General features: G+C 40.0%; 4 protein-coding genes and 1 pseudogene. 2 read left to right on the top strand and 3 right to left on the bottom strand.

Translation table 11 applies throughout. From position 1 onward, the window contains the following. The 3 genes and pseudogenes from R6U02_RS03330 to R6U02_RS03320 form a co-directional block, all read right to left on the bottom strand. Positions 1-313, bottom strand: a pseudogene (locus R6U02_RS03330) (hypothetical protein); the annotation flags it as partial. 109 nt (positions 314-422) lie between these two features. Continuing rightward, positions 423-605, bottom strand: coding sequence for a hypothetical protein (locus R6U02_RS03325; protein WP_410262218.1), 183 nt, complete (start codon positions 603-605; stop codon positions 423-425). Between the two features lie 18 nt (positions 606-623). After that, complete coding sequence (locus R6U02_RS03320) at positions 624-1,322, bottom strand: NAD(P)H-dependent oxidoreductase (protein ID WP_410262217.1); 699 nt, start codon at positions 1,320-1,322, stop codon at positions 624-626. 180 nt (positions 1,323-1,502) lie between these two features. Here R6U02_RS03320 and R6U02_RS03315 point away from each other — a divergent pair, with 180 nt between their 5' ends. Both R6U02_RS03315 and dhaL read left to right on the top strand, forming a co-directional pair. Beyond that, positions 1,503-1,709, top strand: coding sequence for a hypothetical protein (locus tag R6U02_RS03315; protein ID WP_410262216.1), 207 nt, complete (start codon positions 1,503-1,505; stop codon positions 1,707-1,709). A 91-nt stretch (positions 1,710-1,800) separates the two neighbouring features. Then, complete coding sequence (dhaL, locus tag R6U02_RS03310; protein WP_410262215.1) at positions 1,801-2,388, top strand: dihydroxyacetone kinase subunit DhaL; 588 nt, start codon at positions 1,801-1,803, stop codon at positions 2,386-2,388. Positions 2,389-2,671: the final 283 nt, after the last annotated feature.

Here is a 2,671-nt window from a genome sequence, read left to right as displayed (position 1 = left end):
TTTCTATGATACCGTAGGTCCCGGCTTTTTCTTCTCGTGAGCGATCCGAGTCCCATTCATCCTCCTCAGTCAAGCCCTCCACTTGAAAGTCGATCACTTCTAACCCGTCTTCTTCTTGAATAACGATATAGTTTTCTGTGCCACTTTCCAGAATAACATCTCTCTGTTCAGTGATAATGCCTGTTCCGTTTTCAAGCAATTCAACAGAGACTGCCATCTCAACCAATTCATTGTCTTGCGCATAAACCGTCTGGACTTGAAACGTCACTAAAACCAATGCGACGAGTGCCCAACCTAACCAACTTTTTTTCATCAGTACGTCCTCCATTTTTTTCTCTTGATACTAGTATATACAAGATAGGTATGTATGATAACGGTCTTAGGACTGATTTTTCATATATTGATTATTGATCGAAAAAGGTTTATTCATTCCAATTCCCCGGACTCCAAAGGGTGCCATCCAGTTCTCCCTGAAGCTGTTCTTTCCGCTTTTCCTGTTCTTCCAGCAGTGCTTTCGTCGCTTGAAGTAATGCCTTTTGTTTATAATCCTGGCTTTCTTCAGACAATTTCTCCAGCTGATTCATTAACCATTGCTTGTCTTCCATCCGTTCCCACTTCTTCCTTTATACATCATAGTTATCGATATGCAGACTTAACTCATCAAGTTCCATCCGGTTATCTTCAATCGCCTCGCTGACAGCCTCAAGAGTGAAATCGGTCTCTTCTGTCGGTAATGTTTCTCTTGAGGTGTTTTCTAATTGCTCGAGTATCCATTCTTCTTTTCTTCTCAAAGAAACAGGATGTTTCAAACTAACGTACTGCTGATACTCAATAAGCAGTGACATTTTCTGTTGTTCTGTCAGGTAAGCAAACTGAAAGATGGTTAAGGATTTCAAATAAGTCATCCCTGTTTTTTTTGCCATTGCCTGATAGGGTTTGGTCAATTCACTGATACTAAACCCTTCCTGTCCACCGGTCTGGTATTCTTTCTCGGGCAGTCCGATAACCAGTACCAGTCCAAATTCTTTTCCATGAAGCTTGTTTCCCCGGTAGCCAAAAGCAAAATGGTCTGTCAATACTTCATCTTGCCACTTCTTTAATAAAGGAGGCGAAGAATACCAGTAAAACGGAAACTGAAATAGGATGCGGTCATGTTCCAGCAGGAGGGCCTGCTCTTTTTCGACATCGATCATGCCATCTGGATACGTTTGTTCAAGCACGTGTAATGTGATGTTATCCTCTTTAGGTAAGGAATGCATTAAAAATTGTTGACTGCTTGATTCATCCACAGTTGGATGAGATAAAATAATAAGTGTTTTCAATGCTACTCTCCTCGCTTATATCTATAGTGCTTTTTCAGGTAAACCAAGTATACCAAATCTATGCTGGTAAAGTGAATAATTAGGAATTGCATCTCAAAACGAGTACAATTATAGTGAAGAAAATAAATAGAAGAAGTACTTTTAAAATGAAAAATATCGATCTGCCTTATCGGGTCGTAAATGGATATTAAAGGCAATCGTTTTGCCGCTTTAGTCAGCGAACTGGGAGCGACACCATTGATGGAACAGTTCATCTTCATGAATGACGCCAGACGCTTGTTGGAAGATGAACAAAAATTAAATCTTGTTTTCAAAAAAGCGGACGACTATCTGACGGTGATCGAGATAGCTGAAGTCTCTCTTTTTATAGAAAATCACAGACGATAAATAGGTGGATCATCTCAATAAGCCCGTTGAAGTAATCAGCTGACAGGCGATATTCACCTGATTACGATACTTGAAAGGACGGTTCGTTAATATGACTGAAATAGAAAAAGTGAAAAAGTGGTTGGTTTTATTTGGTGAAAAAATTACAGAGAATGAAGAATATTTAAACGAGTTAGATGCCGCTATCGGAGACGGCGATCACGGAACCAATATGAAGCGTGGTGCTCAAGCTCTGATAGATAAACTCGAATCCAGAGATTATGCTGACCTGGCAGATTTATTTAAAGAAGTTGGTATGACTCTTGTCAGTAAAGTTGGCGGCGCAAGCGGTCATCTTTATGGTTCAGCTTTTATTGAGATGTCAACAAAAGCAAAAGATTCCAATGATCTAGCTGCCATCTTATCTGCTGGTTTAGATGGTATTAACAAACGTGGTAAAGCAGAAATAGGAGAAAAAACACTGCTCGATATGTGGACACATGCTGTTGATGCTTTACAAGATGGGACATTATCAAAAGAGGTTATCGATGAGGCCCTGATGGATACCAAAGAAATGAAAGCAACTAAAGGTCGCGCGTCTTTCCTTGGCGATTGCTCTATTGGTTGTATCGATCCGGGTATTCAATCAAGCGCCTACCTCTTCACTGCTCTACTTGAGACAGGTGTTTTAGATGAGTGATTTTTGATAAGAGAAACCGGAAGAATCCTTTTATTCTGAGGATTCTCCCGGTTTTCCTTTTAATAAGGGTACTACTGTTTGACGAATATCTCAGCTTTAAATGGATTATAATTTTCACTCGTGAAATAGCAGACTCAGGCTTTTTCTGCGCGTGAGTTCGTCATTTCTTCCTCAAAAGTGCAGACTCAGCTTTTTTCTGCGCGTGAGTCCGTCATTTCTTCCTCGAAAGTGCAGACTCAACCCTTAACTTAGCTTGAGTTAGTAAAAATTTGGAATATTTACC

This window comes from Alkalibacterium sp. (assembly GCF_046484155.1).
GTDB lineage: Bacteria > Bacillota > Bacilli > Lactobacillales > Carnobacteriaceae_A > Alkalibacterium.
The sequence above is the reverse complement of the archived record's forward strand: the minus strand, read 5'-3'. Positions and strand labels throughout refer to the sequence as shown.

What these genes read in the sequence shown, in the direction of transcription:
- R6U02_RS03325 (WP_410262218.1), bottom strand. Translation starts at nt 605, where the DNA reads ATGGAAGACAAGCAATGGTTAATGAATCAGCTGGAGAAATTGTCTGAA.
- R6U02_RS03315 (WP_410262216.1), top strand. Translation starts at nt 1,503, where the DNA reads ATGGATATTAAAGGCAATCGTTTTGCCGCTTTAGTCAGCGAACTGGGA.
- dhaL (WP_410262215.1), top strand. Translation starts at nt 1,801, where the DNA reads ATGACTGAAATAGAAAAAGTGAAAAAGTGGTTGGTTTTATTTGGTGAA.